Origin of the sequence: Halioxenophilus sp. WMMB6, assembly GCF_033283405.1 — a bacterium.
Taxonomy (GTDB): Bacteria; Pseudomonadota; Gammaproteobacteria; order Pseudomonadales; family Cellvibrionaceae; genus Halioxenophilus.
On record NZ_JAWMQR010000008.1, the window covers coordinates 1 to 16,008 of the forward strand.

The following is a 16,008-nucleotide window of genomic DNA, read 5'->3' on the forward strand; positions in this document are numbered from 1 at the left end:
CAGTCTTTGATTAGGGTTCTTTCTGAATAGGTAAGGTGTTTGTAGCTCATAAAGTAGTTCCGCTGTATAAGACCAGTTGATTACAAAGCTACAGGATAAGGTGGTGCACTTGATTTTAGAAATCGGAAGTACCAGAGCCGTGGGGTCAAGAGGGTCAGGCCTAACATTTTACACTAACTGTCAAATGTAAGGCTTGACCCTATGACCTCCGATCGGCAATAAGTCCCGCAATGTAGTGGAATTACCGGTTAAAAAGTAAATGCATAACAATTGTAGGCACCACCACAGTTGTGCAGGTGCCACATGCGTTATGCTAGGAGTTTCACCGTTAAATATGCGTAGAAAAGACCATAAATTAAAGGAAGATCGCCGCCTATTAATAAGCGCTTCTGGGCTCGAAAATCTTCCCAAGTCGCAACTGAAGTTATTAATACACCGGCTTGCTCGTCGCGAAACAGAGGCAACTCTCAAAGGTGATAGATTTTATCTTTGGCGAGTTAGGAGATTAAGAGCAGCGGATATATATGAGAAGAGGTTTGGTGGAAATCCGGATAAATTTAAATCTAGGAAATATCCGATGCCGATGTTTTACGCCATTAAAAACAGAGTTTATTTGTCGCATCGTCGCCAGCACTTTCAGAGCGAAATAAAAAGCTAACAAATTGCTCCATTTGGCCCAGTTAAATTTACCTTTAGTAAGCCCAAATAACATCCCCGCGCACCATGGCATTAAGCATTGTAATTAGTTTACGCATACCCCCCAGCGCTATATCCACCTTGGCTTTCAACTAACCGCCATTCCCATTGATGAGCCCAGTCAGGCGATACGACTTTTCTTTCTGGATATCCACATCAATCCCATTTTCAAACCACTCCATTCTTTCTCGAGTGGCTTGAAAATGCACTTGAGAGTTGCCGCTTAGGCCTCCCCACCATTTGACTACCGATCTTCTCTTGCACAAGCAGGTCAATCGGCAGCCCAGGGCGAGCGCTTAGCTCTTTGACCATGGGCATTTCGCAAACTAAGGGATAGCTCGGTCTTCAAAAAAGCAATTTTGGATCCAACTTAAGATGGCTTTCCAGTATAGGGTACCTCACCTTTACGGGTATGGCGGCTTGCCAGTGATGCCAAAAAGATGTGCCGTGACCAGGGAAGCATGCATTGTTGCTTGGGTTTCGGGCGGTGTACTGGCCTTAGGCTAGGTGATAGCATGTCGGCCGTCGCAGTAAGCCTAAAGCGCTCGGATGGCTCCTGCGGCAATGGCCACTAGCCATCGCACATGCCCAATAATATCAAGTGGCTTATAACACCAGACTGCTGCATGGCTATAATAATGGCTTACCTCCGGTAGAATACGTTTAATAAAACCGGTGTCGTCTAGTTAACGAACTTTAATTCTGAGAGACAATTGGTTTGATACTCTGTGTATCATAATTTGTGATGGGTGCTTCTATGTGGTTCAGGCACAAAGCGAAAGGCTGTGTTGTTACGCCGGAAATTCCTGTGGGGAGCAGTGATGCCTACAGACAACAATAGGCAAGGTATCCGCATACCAGTCAGCGATATTTCGTCTCTTGCCGGGCTGATTGAAAAAGCGAAACTGTCGATGGCCGATATTTTGGGGCCGCTGGGGTTACCTCAAGATCTATTTGTTGAACCCAAGGAAGCGACTATTTGGCTGTCGGATTACTTTCGTATTCTAGCCCGATTAGCCAAGGTGGCAGGGGACGAAACCTTCCATTTTACCTCCCGCCGGTTGATGCCTGGCAGTACCGATCTGATTATGAGTAGTGCCCTGGGCTGTGCCAATATGCTGGAGGCGGTCAAGGTGATCGCCAAATCCAATAATCTCCTGCATGGTGAAGACTACAACCGCGTTAATAAGCGAGGCAGGCGCCTTCACTATATTATTGACGACCACGACATCAGTTACGCCCTGGATAATCAGTTATACAACTATGTGACCATGGAAGCGGTTACGCTATATATCTTTGGGATGCTTAATTTCCTATCGGGTGACCAGTCGGTACCGTTGCTGAAGGAGGTGCACTCACGTCGTCCGCAATACGATCCAAGCCGGGATGTTCTCTCCTGTTTGGGGGTACCGGTTCATTACAATGCATCGAGCTATATGCTCACCTTCAGTGAAGATTTGGGCTCCATGCCTGTCGCCGGTGTGCCAACCGATGGCATCTCCAAAGAGGTGGCAAGATTTGTAATCAACATGGTTGACCATAATAGCATTCAGCCTGCGGCTCAAAATAAGAGCGCCTCGGCAAGGGTTAAACAAGCCTTAACGCAGGGCTTGGTTGACCAGCAGGATGTGGCAGACTATTGCCATATGAGTGTGGCCACCCTAAAGCGCCATTTACAGCGTGAAGGCACCAGCTTCCGAGCACTGAAAGATCAGGCCCGTAATGAGCAGGCAAAGAAGATGTTGGCCAAGAATTATAATGTGAATGAAGTGGCTGAACTGCTTGGTTTTTCAGAGCCGAGAAGCTTCTATAGAGCCTTCAAAAGCTGGAATGGGTTATCGCCACACGCCTATCAGCAGCAATCGCAGAGTTCTCGTTCGTAGCTCCTCCCCCCTTGCCCTTACGCTTCTGAGCTAATTTGTGCCCTCTTTGATCCGTGTTGTCATGGGGGAAGGACGAGCCGTTTGTTAGCGTTGCTCAAAAAGCTCTCTAGGAGCCGAAGATGGGCAGATCACACTTAATAACAACCCGAGGCATCACCATTGCCTACGAATCCTTTGGCAGGGCCAGCGATGTACCGGTGTTACTGATTATGGGGTTCGCAGGCCAGCTGATTCATTGGCCACTGAGTTTGTGTGAAGAGCTGGCAGCGCGCGGCTGCTTCGTTATTCGTTACGATCATCGGGATTGTGGGCTGTCGACCATTATGGATGATCTGGGCGTGCCTAACTTACTCGACAGCCCGCTCACGCCACCCTATACCCTCGAAGAGATGGCGGCTGACGCTATCGGGCTATTGGACGTACTGGAGATTCCCGCAGCCCATATGGTGGGTGCCTCTATGGGGGGCATGATTGCTCAGTTGCTGGCGATTCACTTTCCAGAACGCTGCCTCTCATTAACGTCGATTATGTCTACAACCGGCGACCCACAGCTTCCTTCGGCAGATCCACAAGCGTTACAAGAGTTAACTCAACCGGTATCGACACCTGGCGACGAGGCCGCCATTATCGAACGCGGCGTGCGCGTTAGTCAGTGCCTGATGAGCCCCGCTTACCCCACCAGCGATGAGGCATTGTACCAACTCGCTGCCGCAGCCACCCGCCGGTGTTATACCGCTGGTGGCCGACTGCGTCAGCTGGCGGCGCTGATGGTGGCCGGTGATAGAACCGGCGCCTTAAGGCAGGTTGATACCCCGGCGGCGGTTATTCATGGCAAGGCGGACAGGTTGTTCCCAGTTGAATGTGGTGTAGCCACAGCGAATGCCATTGCCGGCGCCGATCTGCACTTAATAGAAGGTATGGGGCATGACTTCCCGGAACAGCTAATGCCTCTGTTTGCCGATACGGTCATGTCATTAGTTGAGCGAACACGAGCGCCTATCAACAGCTAAATTGCGGTGAGCTATTTTGCACACCATGAATGACCCTTACGGTCCTCGGCTGAATTAGAGGCTTTGAGTAATCTGGCCATATTGAAGAATGGTTAATCGAATATCGGTTAGAAATCAGTTCTTCAATCTGAATACAAAATAAAAATAAGTGGAGAGGTGGTCATGAACAAAGAGCAAAATCCCCCCCTGAACAACTCATATAAATTGGTGCACAAGGCCGCGTCGCTATCGATTCTGGCCGCTGCCATCAGTTCAACTATTCCTATGCAAACTCAAGCGGCCGATTCATCAGGGTTGGTGCTGGAAGAGATTGTCGTAACAGCACAGCGCCGCAGTGAAAACGTTCAGGATGTACCCATTGCAATCACTGCCGTCAGTGGTGACAGACTCGAGCAGTTGGAAATGGGTACGCCGGTGGATATTTTTGCGCAGGCTCCTAACGTAACGTCACAACTGCCAACCGGGGGCACAGGCTTTCCAATTTTTAATATTCGTGGCGTGACCATGTTGGACTTTACCGACACCAATGAGGCCTCCGTGGCCAGTTATGTCGACGATATTTATCTGGGCAGCCCGGCTATTCAGAATGGCCAGCTGTTTGATATTGATCGGGTGGAAATTCTACGGGGACCACAGGGTACATTGTATGGGCGCAATGCAACGGGTGGCCTGGTGCATTTTATTACTCGTCGCCCGACCGAGGAGTTTAACGCGTATATCTCCGCCGGCATGGGCTCCTATGACGAAATGCGAGTGGAAGGTGCGATTTCCGGCCCTCTGACCGATTCAACCCGCGGTCGTTTGGCGCTCGTTACCAGCCAGCGTGACGGCTGGCAAAAGAACCGGGTAACCGGTGGTGACTTTGGTGATGTCGATCAAAATACCGCCGTTCGCATGACCCTTGAAAGTGACCTGACGGAGGCATTGTCTGTGACAGGCAACCTGCACTATGGCCGTTATGAAGGTGAGACCGATCAACGGGCATTCTTCGGTAAGGGCGAGCCGCCTGTAGGCAGTGGCGGCGTGTGCAGCATCAACGACATTATGGCTTCCAAGTGTGTCGATTATTCCACTGGCCATAGTGATCCAAACCCAGATCCAGAGGTGGTTTATTCTGATCTGAAGGAAGCGCCAATCACCAATGAAAATATGGGTGGCTGGCTGAATGTCGACTGGGATATTGGCGGGATGACGCTAACCTCGATTACCAGTTACGACCAAGTGGATAAAAGCCAGATTATGGATCTGGATAACTCGCCGGCTCCCCTCTACAAAATGTATTTTACGGTCGACCATGAGCAGATGAGCCAGGAGTTTCGCCTGGCCGGCGACACCGACACCATGAATTGGGTGACTGGCCTCTACTACTATCAGGATGATCGCTTCTTCACTGTCGGCTTTCCACAGCTAGGGGGTTATGGCACCTATGCAGAACAGGAAATCAGCACGTCGGCCGCGTTTGCGCAGGCGACCTGGAGCCTGAGTGAGACGGTTAATTTAACCTTGGGCGGCCGTTATACCCGCGACAGCCGCGATCTGACCAGCCTTGCTACCGGCTTGTTCGCTGGGCCAGGCAGCAAACAAGGGCTTGAGTTTTTCAATGTTTCCCGCTCGCTGGATGCCAATAAGTTTACTTGGCGTGCAGCACTGGATTGGCACTTCAGCAAGAGCCACATGTTGTACACGAGTGTCTCCACAGGCTTCAAGAGTGGTGCGTTTAACGCCTTGTATCCGGCATCGGCCGACAATGTCACCACAGCCGACCCTGAAGAGACCACCACTTATGAACTGGGCGTGAAGGGCAATATTGATTCCATTCCCTTGAGCTACAACATTGCTGCCTTCTATAACAACTACGAAAGCGTCCAGGCTCAGGGCTCACTGGTAGTGGATGGTACACCACAGTCGGCCTTGGCGACGGTGGCTGATGCCAAGATCCAGGGCCTGGAGGCAGAGCTGACAGCGATGCCATTAGCAGGGCTGATCGTGACTCTGGGTATGGGTTATCTGGATGCGGAATACGACGCTCCCGCAGATGCACTGTTCAATGGCGTATTGATTGATGGTAATCGCCCGGTGATGACACCCGAATTCAGCTACAGCGGATCTATTCGCTATGAGATGGAATTAGCCAATGCCGGCACCGCCAATGTGATGATGGATTTTCAGTGGGCGGATAAAGTCTATTTCGGCCCGGATAACCTGCCCACAGAAAGGCAAGAGAGCTATGGTTTGATTAACTTGCATGCCGGCTGGGAATCAACGGAAGGAGCTTGGCAGGTAAGTCTGTTTGTCAAAAATGCTACTGATGAAGAGTACTTCACCCACGGCGTAGACCCCGCCATTGCTGCACCCAACCAAACCTCCTTTACCTGGGGAATGCCTCGCACCTGGGGCGCGAAGATCAAACGCTCCTTCTAAGTTGTACCGGCAGGCCCATTGCGGCCTGCCTAATTCCCTGTTTGTTTCTGTAAAGGAGGCTTGTCGTGCTAAAGCCAGCCGAATCTCATCTGGCGGTAAAGAAAGGTTACATCCTGGCCATTCTGGTTGCTGTTTATACCCTCAATTTTGTCGATCGCCAAATTCTCTCCATTTTGCTTGAACCCATTAAAAATGAGATGGGGTTTTCTGATAGCGCGCTTGGCTTTTTAACCGGCTTCGGGTTTGCGCTGTTTTACGCAACGCTGGGGATACCCATGGCGATGTGGGCAGATCGCAGTAACCGACGCAACATTGTTGCCTTGTCGCTCGCCATCTGGAGTGCGATGACGGCGCTGTCTGGCCTGGTACAAAACTTTTGGCAGTTGGCCATTGCCCGCATTGGTGTCGGCGTCGGTGAGGCGGGTTGCAGCCCAGCTTCCCACTCCATGATCGCCGACCTCTATTCGCGGGAGACACGCGCCACGGCACTTGGGTTTTATGCGTTGGGTATTCCTCTGGGTGTGTTATTTGGTTTTATAACCGGCGGTTGGATTAACCAATATTTCGGTTGGCGGGCGGCTTTCTTTGTGGTGGGCCTGCCCGGAATTCTGCTGGCACTGATGGTCCGCTGGACGGTGGCAGAACCTCAGCGGGGCCAATCTGATCAATTGACTGAAGGCAAAGCAGCTGTCGGTGACAGTGAGCCTGCGCCAACGGTGATTCAAGTTGTTAACACCTTGATGCAGAAAAAAGCCTTTGTGCACATGGCACTGGGCGGGTCTCTGACGGCATTTGTCGGTTACGGCGTTTTCAGTTGGGTGCCCTCATTTTTAATACGGTCACATGCAATGGCGACCGGGGAGATAGGCACTTGGCTCGGCTTGATCTTGGGCATTCCTGGGGGCGTTGGTATTTTGCTGGGCGGTTACCTGGCGGATAAGTTAGGTAAGAGAGATACCCGTTGGTACCTGTGGATTGTCTCTGCCGCATTAGTGCTCGCCTTTCCCTTTTCATTGGGCGTCTATAGCGCTGATTCGAAGTGGTTGTGCCTGACGTTTCTCATTGCCCCAGTTGTATTGGGTAATTTTTATCAGGCCACGACCTTTGCTCAAACCCAGGGGATGGTGCCATTGCGCATGCGCGCAACCGCAGCGGCAATTCTGTTGTTTATTTTCAATATCATTGGCTTGGGTTTAGGGCCGCAATTGATTGGTGTGGTCAGTGATATGTTAGCGGCCAGATTTGAAGATGAATCGTTACGCTACAGTCTGTTGCTGTTCTCCAGCTTCAATCTTTGGGCTGCGTATCACTATTTTCAAGCAGGTAAATTACTACCTCTTGAATCATCAATCACTAAAAAGATTGATCTGGAAGACAGATCAAACCTTGCACTGAAAAGTTCGTAGGGAGCCCAATTATGGATTTAGCGATAAGTCAGGCAGATTCCCTGTTCCGGGATGAGGTCCGAGAGTTTATAAATGCTAATCTCTCGCCGAATCTAAAGCGCGCCGGTTTGCGCATGACCAGTATATTTTCCGATTTTGACGCAGCGATGGAGTGGCAAGCAATCCTCTATAGGCAAGGGTGGCTGGTACCCGAGTGGCCCGAGGCGTGGGGCGGGAATAACTGGAGCCTCATGCAGCGCAGTATCTTTCAGGAGGAGAGCAAATTGGCGGGGGCGCCCACCCTGCTGCCCATGGGCATTCAGATGTTGGGCCCTATCCTGCTGAAGTATGGCACCGCCGAACAGAAAGCTGCTCTGCTGCCGCGTATCTTGAGCGGAGAAGATATCTGGTGTCAGGGCTACTCCGAACCAAATGCCGGGTCTGATTTAGCCTCTCTGTCGATGAAGGCTGAGCGCGAGGGTGACAGTTATATTTTAAATGGCACCAAGATATGGACAAGTTTTGCCCATCGGGCTAATAAAATATTTTGTTTGGTCCGTACCGCTAGAGAGGGTAAGCCACAGGCGGGAATCAGTTTTGTGCTGGTTGATATGACGCTGCCTGGTGTCACAGTAGCACCGATTGTATCGCTCGATGGCGAGGTTGAGCAGTGCCAGGTCTTTTTTGAAGATGTCCGGATTCCGGCCTCTTGCCTGGTTGGCCAGGAGAACCAAGGCTGGGAAGTGGCGAAATATCTGCTCGAATTTGAGCGGGGTGGTTACAGTTACTACGTCATGCTCGACAAGCAGCTGGGGCAGATTAGGCAATTGGCTGCACAAACGCTCTGCACCGATGACAAAAACTATTTAGAGGATGAGCTGTTTTCCAATCGCCTGGCGGAGTTGGAAATTGACAAGCTGGCGCTGGAGTATGTGGAGCACAGAATAAAGTCTGCCAGCAGAGAAAATAGCGCTCCTGGCGTGCTCTCCTCAATGGCTAAGGTGGTTGGCACGGAATTGAGTCAACAGCTGGATTTACTCGCTTTGGAGCTGCGCGGGTGCTATCTGGCGCCGGCACAGAATCAGGTGCTGGCTCCGGATTACACTGGCTCCACGGTTGGCCCGGAACAAGGGGCAACGGTGATGAATGCCTATTTAAATAACCGGGCTTCCACTATTTATGGTGGCACCGCTCAGGTGCAGAGAAATATTATCGCCAAGCAGGTGTTAGGTTTATAACGGGGCGCAGCTAATATGAATTTCAGCTTTAGCGAAGATCAGAACCTGTTTAATGACAGCGTCTGTAAGTATTTAAATGATCACTACAATTTTGAAAGCCGCCGCTTACTGTTGGCATCTGATGCGGGCTTCAGTCACAAAGTGTGGAGCCAATGTGCCGAGATGGGTTGGCTGCATCTGCCATTTAGTGAGGCTCAAGGCGGGCTATCCGGCACAGCCGTTGATTCAATAATTCTGTTTGAGTCATTGGGGCGTCATCTGGTGGTTGAGCCATTTTTGGAAACATTGATAACCTTTGGCGGCGTGCTTCGCCGAGTTAATTCAGATGCGGCCAGTGGCTGCATTGGCCCGTTGATGGCTGGCGAATTACAGGGTGCCTTTGCGCACTTTGAAGCCGCCAGCCGAGGGCGAGTTGAACACATTGAAACTCTGGCTCATCCCTGTGCCTCTGGCTACCGATTAACTGGTAAAAAAGCGGTGGTTTATAATGCGCCCAATGCCGACTATTTAATTGTTTCGGCACGCTCGGCCGAGGATGGCGAAATTATGCTGTTTCTTGTTCCGTCAGATACCATTGGCCTCACCAAGGTCTGTTATGCGACGGTGGATGGCCACCAGGCTGCCGAAGTTGAGTTGCAAGGTGCCGAAGTTACTACTCTACTGGCCAAAGGGGACGCGGCGGAATCCATTTTAAGGCTTGTGGTTGATGAAGCCCTAGTGATGATGACGGCTGAGCTGGTTGGCGCGATGGATATTCTGGTGAATATTACCGTTGACTATGCCAAGCAACGCAAACAGTTCGGTGTTGCCATTGCCAAGTTTCAGGCGTTACAGCACCAGATGAGCGATATGTTTATGGCATTGGAGCTCTCCCGGTCGTTGATGTATGCCGCAGCCATTAAATTACGCGACAATGACCGCAACGCATCTAAATTTGTTGCAGCCGCAAAAGTCAAGGCGGATAAGTGCGCGCAACAGGTGGCACATTCTGCCATTCAGATTCATGGTGGTATCGCGACTACCGATGAGCTGAGTGTTGGCCACTACTTAAAACGAATTACAATTTTATCCAACCTGTTCGGCAGTAGCCGCCACCACCTGCAGCGATTCAATGTTTTATCAAATGCACAACCACAATAAGTTAATGATAGAGATTCACCATGAATTCTGTTGCCGATGTAATTAGAGCCCACGCGGCCACACAGCCCGATAATTCCGCAATGATTTTCGGATCAAGAGTGACAAGCTATGCCCGGTTGGACACCTATTCCAATCAAGTGGCAAATGGGCTATTAACTCTGTCGGCGGGTGCGGGCGAACGCATCGCCTATCTTGGTAAAAACAGTGATCACTACTACGAGATCTTCTTTGGTGCGGCAAAAAGTCAGCAGGTATTAGTAGCGATTAATTGGCGCCTGGCCAAACAGGAAGTTGAATATATTATCAACGATTCTAACGTGGGCATCTTGTTTGCCGACTCTGAGTTCCAAGCGCAGGCAGAATCGAGCCTTAAAAATTGTGATTCGCTTTTTCGTATTATTTACGTTGATCAGATAGATGAATCAGGCTTTGAAGCTTGGCGAGACTCACAAGCGGTGAGTGACCCATGCATGCCCGTCAGTAGCCAGGACCCCTGTATACAGATGTATACCAGCGGTACCACGGGTATGCCGAAAGGCGTCGTCCTGCCACACAAAAGCTTCTTCTCACAGCGGCAGTCTGAGCGCAACGTCGGGCAGTGGGCCGATTGGCATAGTGATGAAGTCAACTTGGTTGCTATGCCCATTTTCCATATTGGCGGTACTGGCTGGGGCTTTATTGCTTTTTATCATGGGGCAACCAACATAATCCACCAGACTCCGGATGCCGTGCGTATCGCACACGACATCGTCGCCTTCCAGATCAATCGAATGTTTATTGTCCCGTCCGTATTGCAGCAGATTGTCGAATATGCCCTGGATAATGCGCTCGATTGTCGCTCGGTGAAGTCTGTGGTTTATGGCGCATCGCCCATTTCCGAGCAGCTACTCAAGTCTTCTCTGGCTCTGTTCGGTTGCGATTTTGTACAGCAATACGGCATGACTGAGACCGCCGGTGCAGTGAGCTACCTACCAGCCGAAGATCACGATGTGAACGGCAGTAAAAGGATGTCCTCTTGCGGGATTCCTTTTCCCGGCATTCAAATAAAGATTTGTGATCAGGTTGGGAAGACGCTAACAGCAGGCGAAGTAGGTGAAATTTGTATTAAGTCGCCAGCAATCATGCTGGGTTACTGGAACAACGAAGCTGCCACCAAAGAGGCGATTGTTGATGGTTGGTATCGATCTGGTGATGCAGGCTATCTGGATGAGGATGGCTACCTATTTCTCCAGGATCGTATCAAGGACATGATTGTTTCCGGCGCTGAAAATATTTATCCCGCCGAGATAGAAAAGGCCATGCTTGCCTGTGAGGCGATAAAAGATGTGGCGGTTATTGGTGTGCCGGACCAGCGCTGGGGTGAAGCGGTGAAAGCGCTGGTGGTATTGCGAGAAAATCATACGCTGGATGTTGCAGCGCTGCAGGCGTTTCTTCGCCAACGAATTGCTGGTTACAAAATCCCTAAAAGCATAGAAGCGATTGACACTATTCCAAGGACGGCATCCGGAAAAGTGATGAAGCACATACTCCGGGAACCTTATTGGAAAGGTTATTTACGACACGTTAATTAATTATCAGTCTATAGGTTGTGTATATGTCTGCTGATCAATATCCAATCCATGAAGGCCTATTTATCTGGCCTGATGCATCGCCCTCGCTATTGGGCAGCCGGTGTGAATCTTGTGGTGAGTATTTCTTCCCCTGCCAGCGCGGTTGTTCCAACTGCTCGTCGGATCAGCTTAAAACGGTTGAACTGGGCAATAGTGGCATCCTATGGAGCTGGACGGTGCAATCCTTTATGCCTAAAGAGCCTTACAAAAGTGGCGAAGACAAGGAGTCATTTACACCCTATGGTGTTGGTTATATCGAGATGCCGTGTGGCTTAAGAGTCGAATCGAGACTGACCGAAAATGATCCACAGAAACTACGTATCGGCATGCCCGTGAAATTAAAAATTGAACAATTTCGTACCGATGAGCATGGCAAGGGCGTTATGAGTTACGCCTTCAGCCCAATAGAACCGGAGGACGCGAGATGAGTGATGTAGCAATTATCGGCATTGGTTTGCACAATTTCGGCCGGCACCCGCAATTAAGTGGTCTTGATCAAGGTGTGTTGGCGGTACGAGAGGCGCTGCAAGATGCCGGCCTCGACTGGAAGGATGTCGACGTCGCCTTCGGCGGTAGCCAGGATGCCGGTAATGCCGATGCAATTTGTAACCAACTGGGGCTGACCACGCTGCAATTTACCAATATCTGGAATGGCTGTGCCACGGGTGGGAGCTCATTGAATGCCGCCTGTAATGCCATTCAAGCGGGCGCTGCCGATGTGGCACTGGCTGTAGGCTTTGATAAACATGAGCCCGGTGCATTCAATGCCGAGCCCAGCGATTGGGGCTTGGATGACTGGTATGGGGAAGTGGGGTTGATGCTGACCACCCAATTCTTTGCGATGAAAATACAGCGCTACATGCATGATTATGGTATTTCAGAAGACACTCTCGCCCGTGTCGCACAGAAAGCATTTTACAATGGCTCTTTGAATCCTCGCGCGTGGCGTCGTCAAGCCTTGTCCAAGGATGAGATAATGGCGTCGACCATGGTCAATCATCCCCTGCGCAAGTATATGTTCTGCAGTCCATCAGAAGGTGGTACCGCACTCTTGTTGTGTCGATCCGATCATGCCCATCGCTACACCCGTAAACCGGTCTTTTTAAAGGCCGCGGTCGTTCGCAGCCGCGCTTACGGATCCTTTGAGGTATTTAGCCCCTGTCGCAGTAAAACCGAAGGCAAAAGTGCAACTGAGATTGCCTCGACGGTGGCGTTTGAGCTCGCCGGTGTCGGCCCAAAAGATATGGATGTGCTTCAACTGCAAGATACTGAATCCGGGGCAGAAGTTATTCATATGGCCGAAAATGGATTTTGTGAGCATGGCGAACAGGAATTTCTCATTCAGGGCGGTGCCACAAACATCAACGGCCGCATGCCGGTAAATACCGATGGTGGTTGCCTGGCCAATGGCGAACCAGTGGGAGCCTCGGGGCTAAGGCAGGTTTATGAAATTTGCTTGCAGCTTCGCGGCCAGGCGGGATCTCGTCAGGTACAGAATAGCCCCAAGCTCGGTTACACCCATGTCTATGGCGCGCCCGGTGTTAGTGGGGTCAATATTTTACAGGTGTAGTTTAACGGTTGCTGAGCAACCGACTCGTTTCGATTTGTCTCTATCACTCGTTGAGTGCTTTGCCCAACACATAAAGTCTTATGTGTCGGGCTTTTTTATATAGCTTTTTTGTAAAATCAGCGATGGTAACGGCTGCCAGCATACTGCCGTACTGGCAGGTAAGCTGGCAGGTAAAGGGCGGCATTAAGAGAATCTAGATGGCGTTTAACCAATCCATAATTTGGGCCGTGGCCGAGTGGCGCCAGCCGAGGGTTAGATGATTAAGCGCAAATACAGTACCGCCGCCATTATTGGCAACACCCGTCGTATCGGTGCAGCTATCCAGGAAAATAACACCGTCGGACAGACCGGTATGTTCGTTATGAAAAAGCGGGATGTCAGCCGATGTGCCGCATAGCGTGTGCACGCGCACCGATGACGGAATACCGGCTTGCTGAACCGTATCAACCAGTGACTCACCCATATAAGCATCAATGCCATTCGAATGAGAATAGGCTCCCCAGCCACCATAGTAGGTGGAGTACCAATCAACCTCTGTAGCCAAAAAACCATACTTGTTATCCCACCGTTTGAGCATTTGAGCGGCACCAGGGAAGTAAGAAGAGCTGAAAGTCCACTCGGGCCGGTGGTATAGCCAGCCGTAGCAGGTCATGTAGTCGTGTGCGGTAGGGCCATTGATGACGCCACCACATTCGGAATAGACGCTGACAGAAGAGGTGGTTCCGTGACGGAAGGAACTGTCAAAGCCGCCGTTTGGCCCACCGATTAAAATTAGTCGGCGAACATCGTTCTGGTAGGGAGTACCCCAAGGTTCAGTAACCGACGATACATACATTCGCGCACTGAAGGTTCCCTTGGACCAGGCAACAATATCCACTTCAGACGCGCCTGTAACTGCTTTAATGTGACTGATTGCATCTGCAATTTGCTGTGCCCAAAAGTAGTTGTCACCATTTTTGTGGGGCATTGAAATCGCAAAGACCTTGAAGTCATCGGCTACCAACTCCTGCATAAGCCCAGTACTCGGGCACAGGGTTTTACCGCAGCCATAGGGTCCTGCTTCATTGGGATTGGCCCAGGCAATGTCTGCATTGTGGTTAGAGCCGTGTACGAGTAAGACGGGTACCGATTTGCTGCTGGTCGACCAGTTCGGTGCGTAGTACAACAGATATTTTGATGAATGCGGGGTGGGGTCGTTACCGAAGAAAGTAACACGCTGCCCATCCTGGTCACCGCGCCCATCCGCAGGGAAGCCCTCCTGTATAAAGGCACTGTCTGTGTCTTTCCAGCGTTCCACCTTAACCCAGCCATTGCTAATGCCACTGGTATAGGTTTGTTCAAGCACGGTGCCGGCAAGAGATGGTGGAGCAATGCCTATAGCCAAAACTGCTGTTATGACTAAGGTTGTGATTGAAGATAACATCGATAGGAGATTTTTAATTATCATTTATTTGTCCTCTTGTTTATCTATTTTGTTGTTAGAACATGGTGTCTAATTATGATTTAGGCAGGTTGGCCCTCCCCTAATGTGAGTGAACAATTATTGGATTGTCTGCCTCTACCCTACGAGGTAGATCAGGGCACGATGGGCGTCTGCGAAGAGGTGAAACTTGATACCTCCGCTGTGGGGAGGCGCGCAAATTATAGGCAGGAGGGTGTGTAGCCCGATACGACCCAAATCGTCATTTATGGTGAACATTTTAGCTCACCAAGCAGACTGCTCTTTTTACTGGCAGCTACCAATTGCGTTAACTAAGAGTTATACAATTCGCGAAGCAGCAAGGTCCTGGCTCGGGCAGTGACGCAATATATGTGCGGATGCGCAGCTAACGGACTTATCTGGCAGTTGTTTGGATCTGTTTTTGCTTAAACCAGTGGGCTGAGCTTTGTCGAAATGCCCTGACAGCAAGCCGACAGCCAAAGCGCTCTGTCGCCTCTAAAAGCGAGAGGCAACACTGAAGAGTAATGCTTCAGTCAGGCAAGGCAGTCACCCTACCAGCGTGCCTGCCCATAGGAGCTATCAGCATTACACAAAATAGGAGATTCAAGTGTTTATAGCGGTTTACGAGTTTGACGTTACGCAAGGAAAAGAAGACGATTTTCGACACTACTGGCGAATGGTTACTCAGGCAATCTATAACGAGTGTGGAAGCCTTGGTTCGAGATTACATAAAACCAATAAACCCAACAGCTATGTGGGGTACGCCCAGTGGCCAAGCAGGAAAGCATGGAACGATAACAATCTAACCAGCGCAGAGAGTCGCATCGCACTGGCAAAGATGCGAGAATGTCTCGCTTCATCTAAAACTGTATATGAAATGGACGTAACCGATGATTATCTGCAACCCAATGCGCACAGTCGATAACCAAGGGAATCCCCTCGCTAATTTGTAGAGTTAGCATTTAAATTCATCGTATAAAAAGGAAGTAAGATGGTAGTCCTCAGAGCGATGCGACAAGAAGAGTACCCGGCTTATTGTCACTATTTTATTGACGACTACAGTCGGGAAATCGCTACCAATTATGGCCATCCAATGGAGTTGGCTGTTGAGCTGGCGAAAAAGGATTTAGCAAGTTATTTCCCAAATGGCTTAGAGGATACCGAGCATACGCTGTTGTGCATCGATGCTGAAATTGAGGGGAAACTGAGTTTGGTTGGTTACCTATGGCATTCAGTCAATACCAGCGATAACTCAACATTTATCTACGATTTCTTTATCTCCGGCGAACACAGAAGTCGAGGATTTGGTCGACAAGCCATAGCGGAGTTAGAAAAACAGTTGCAATCCACCGGTGTAAACCAAATAAAACTGAGAGTCGCTTATCACAATGAGCGAGCACTCAAGCTGTACAAAGAGGTTGGTTTTGTCATCACTGGTTTTAACATGTCTAAAACAATATCGGCCTCGTAGCAGCAACAGAGCAAACTCAATCCGAGGACGACAAATCTCTTAACCCCATGTACGCTAGCCGCAGGCTCACATTATCTTATTACCTGCATACAGATCTTTCGTTTACTTGTTTATGCGCCATGATCAAAGCTTCCGAATCCATC

13 protein-coding genes are annotated in these 16,008 nt (G+C 50.1%); 12 read left to right on the plus strand and 1 reads right to left on the minus strand.

What is annotated here, in order from left to right; genetic code table 11:
- The first annotated feature begins 334 nt into the window (after positions 1 to 334).
- The 10 genes from SBL51_RS17205 to SBL51_RS17250 all read left to right on the plus strand — a co-directional run bounded on the left by SBL51_RS17205 (position 335) and on the right by SBL51_RS17250 (position 12,953).
- Positions 335 to 658 carry a hypothetical protein gene (locus tag SBL51_RS17205; protein ID WP_317932337.1) on the plus strand — a complete coding sequence of 108 codons (324 nt, stop codon included), beginning with the start codon at positions 335 to 337 and terminating at the stop codon, positions 656 to 658.
- An 859-nt stretch (positions 659 to 1,517) separates the two neighbouring features.
- On the plus strand, positions 1,518 to 2,579 hold the full coding sequence (locus SBL51_RS17210) for a helix-turn-helix transcriptional regulator (protein ID WP_317932338.1): 1,062 nt from the start codon (positions 1,518 to 1,520) through the stop codon (positions 2,577 to 2,579).
- Between the two features lie 119 nt (positions 2,580 to 2,698).
- Positions 2,699 to 3,589, plus strand: coding sequence for an alpha/beta hydrolase (locus tag SBL51_RS17215; protein WP_317932339.1), 891 nt, complete (start codon positions 2,699 to 2,701; stop codon positions 3,587 to 3,589).
- Positions 3,590 to 3,751: 162 nt separating this feature from the next.
- The gene (locus SBL51_RS17220) at positions 3,752 to 6,010 is read left to right on the plus strand and encodes a TonB-dependent receptor (RefSeq protein ID WP_317932340.1); all 2,259 of its coding nucleotides are present in this window, start codon (positions 3,752 to 3,754) and stop codon (positions 6,008 to 6,010) included.
- Positions 6,011 to 6,075: 65 nt separating this feature from the next.
- Entirely contained in the window at positions 6,076 to 7,416 is a 1,341-nt protein-coding gene (locus SBL51_RS17225; protein WP_317932341.1) for an MFS transporter, read from the plus strand.
- Positions 7,417 to 7,427: 11 nt separating this feature from the next.
- Positions 7,428 to 8,633, plus strand: a complete 1,206-nt coding sequence (locus SBL51_RS17230) for an acyl-CoA dehydrogenase family protein (protein ID WP_317932342.1) — start codon at positions 7,428 to 7,430, stop codon at positions 8,631 to 8,633.
- 15 nt (positions 8,634 to 8,648) lie between these two features.
- The gene (locus SBL51_RS17235; protein ID WP_317932343.1) at positions 8,649 to 9,773 is read left to right on the plus strand and encodes an acyl-CoA dehydrogenase family protein; all 1,125 of its coding nucleotides are present in this window, start codon (positions 8,649 to 8,651) and stop codon (positions 9,771 to 9,773) included.
- Between the two features lie 20 nt (positions 9,774 to 9,793).
- Entirely contained in the window at positions 9,794 to 11,344 is a 1,551-nt protein-coding gene (locus tag SBL51_RS17240; protein ID WP_317932344.1) for a long-chain-fatty-acid--CoA ligase, read from the plus strand.
- Positions 11,345 to 11,367: 23 nt separating this feature from the next.
- Entirely contained in the window at positions 11,368 to 11,811 is a 444-nt protein-coding gene (locus SBL51_RS17245; protein WP_317932345.1) for a Zn-ribbon domain-containing OB-fold protein, read from the plus strand.
- Positions 11,808 to 12,953: a thiolase family protein gene (locus tag SBL51_RS17250; protein WP_317932346.1), complete on the plus strand. Its 1,146-nt coding sequence runs from the start codon at positions 11,808 to 11,810 to the stop codon at positions 12,951 to 12,953. Before SBL51_RS17245 ends, SBL51_RS17250 begins: the two co-directional genes overlap by 4 nt.
- A gap of 193 nt (positions 12,954 to 13,146) precedes the next feature.
- On the opposite strand, the gene SBL51_RS17255 is transcribed toward SBL51_RS17250, so the two are convergent.
- Positions 13,147 to 14,400, minus strand: coding sequence for a lipase (locus tag SBL51_RS17255; RefSeq protein ID WP_317932347.1), 1,254 nt, complete (start codon positions 14,398 to 14,400; stop codon positions 13,147 to 13,149).
- A 601-nt stretch (positions 14,401 to 15,001) separates the two neighbouring features.
- Here SBL51_RS17255 and SBL51_RS17260 point away from each other — a divergent pair.
- Both SBL51_RS17260 and SBL51_RS17265 read left to right on the plus strand, forming a co-directional pair.
- A complete protein-coding gene (locus tag SBL51_RS17260; protein WP_317932348.1) occupies positions 15,002 to 15,319 on the plus strand; it encodes an antibiotic biosynthesis monooxygenase family protein in 318 nt (105 codons plus the stop codon).
- Between the two features lie 66 nt (positions 15,320 to 15,385).
- Positions 15,386 to 15,865, plus strand: a complete 480-nt coding sequence (locus SBL51_RS17265; protein ID WP_317932349.1) for a GNAT family N-acetyltransferase — start codon at positions 15,386 to 15,388, stop codon at positions 15,863 to 15,865.
- Positions 15,866 to 16,008 lie beyond the last annotated feature (143 nt).

Bases quoted from the DNA above. Each gene is read 5' to 3' on its own strand.
- SBL51_RS17210 (WP_317932338.1), top strand. From the start codon at position 1,518: ATGCCTACAGACAACAATAGGCAAGGTATCCGCATACCAGTCAGCGAT.
- SBL51_RS17240 (WP_317932344.1), top strand. From the start codon at position 9,794: ATGAATTCTGTTGCCGATGTAATTAGAGCCCACGCGGCCACACAGCCC.
- SBL51_RS17245 (WP_317932345.1), top strand. From the start codon at position 11,368: ATGTCTGCTGATCAATATCCAATCCATGAAGGCCTATTTATCTGGCCT.
- SBL51_RS17205 (WP_317932337.1), top strand. From the start codon at position 335: ATGCGTAGAAAAGACCATAAATTAAAGGAAGATCGCCGCCTATTAATA.
- SBL51_RS17220 (WP_317932340.1), top strand. From the start codon at position 3,752: ATGAACAAAGAGCAAAATCCCCCCCTGAACAACTCATATAAATTGGTG.
- SBL51_RS17215 (WP_317932339.1), top strand. From the start codon at position 2,699: ATGGGCAGATCACACTTAATAACAACCCGAGGCATCACCATTGCCTAC.
- SBL51_RS17265 (WP_317932349.1), top strand. From the start codon at position 15,386: ATGGTAGTCCTCAGAGCGATGCGACAAGAAGAGTACCCGGCTTATTGT.
- SBL51_RS17250 (WP_317932346.1), top strand. From the start codon at position 11,808: ATGAGTGATGTAGCAATTATCGGCATTGGTTTGCACAATTTCGGCCGG.
- SBL51_RS17230 (WP_317932342.1), top strand. From the start codon at position 7,428: ATGGATTTAGCGATAAGTCAGGCAGATTCCCTGTTCCGGGATGAGGTC.
- SBL51_RS17255 (WP_317932347.1), bottom strand. From the start codon at position 14,400: ATGATAATTAAAAATCTCCTATCGATGTTATCTTCAATCACAACCTTA.
- SBL51_RS17235 (WP_317932343.1), top strand. From the start codon at position 8,649: ATGAATTTCAGCTTTAGCGAAGATCAGAACCTGTTTAATGACAGCGTC.